Genomic DNA, 955 nt, shown 5'->3' with positions numbered 1-955 from the left:
AAGGCATGAGCGATGTGTGCCGGGAGTTCGGCATCTCGCGCAAGACGGGCTACAAGATCTTCAATCGCTACAAGGATGAGGGTCTCGAGGCCCTGACGGACCGCTCGCGCCGGCCGGTGCGCTATGCCAACCAGTTGCCGGTCCAGATCGAACGGATGATCATAGAGAGCAAGCGGGAGAAGCCGCACTGGGGCGCCAGGAAGATACGCGAGTTGCTGGTGCGCAAGCTCGCAGGCGATGTACGCATTCCGGCCAAGAGCACCGTTCATGCCGTGCTCGACCGCCACGGCCTTGTGAGCCGGGCCCGCAAGAGGAACCGGGCGAACAAGGCCGTGGGCACGCAACTGTCCCAGGCGACGCGGCCCAACGATCTCTGGTGCGCCGACTTCAAGGGCGAGTTCAAGCTCGGCAACGGCCGCTACTGTTACCCGCTGACCGTCACCGACCAGGCTTCGCGCTATCTGCTGGCCTGCGAAGCCCTTGAATCGACAAAGGAGGTTCCGGTCATCGAGGCTTTCGTCCGGCTCTTCAAGGAACGCGGTCTGCCGGAAGCGATTAGAAGCGACAATGGCCTTCCCTTCGCAAGCCCCAACGGCCTCTACAATCTATCAAGGCTGTCGGTGTTCTGGCTGAGGCTCGGCATCGCGATCGAGCGCATCCGGCCTGGCAACCCGCACGAGAACGGCCGCCACGAGCGCATGCACCGCACGCTCAAGGCCGAAACGACCCGGCCGCCGGGCATGAACGCCCTGCAGCAGCAGGCCAGGTTCGATGCTTTCATGAGCGAATTCAATGACGAGAGGCCCCACGAGGCGATCCAAATGAAGGTGCCGGCCGAACTCTACAGAGATTCTTCAAGAGCCTATCAAGGCCTCCCCGAGCTGGAATATCCCTTCCATGACAAGGACATTCTCGTCACCGCCTGCGGCCGCATCTGCATGCACAGGAAGAAGAT

At 62.0% G+C, this 955-nt stretch carries 1 protein-coding gene; it reads left to right on the top strand.

All coding sequences use genetic code 11. The features are described 5' to 3' along the window. On the top strand, positions 1-955 hold a 955-nt coding region (locus tag AC0L2X_RS32410; protein WP_473601211.1), incomplete at both ends, for a helix-turn-helix domain-containing protein.

The sequence above is a fragment of the Mesorhizobium sp. WSM4828 genome, from assembly GCF_055811175.1.
Note: the sequence above shows the minus strand (reverse complement) of the source record. Positions and strands in the feature narration are given on the sequence as shown.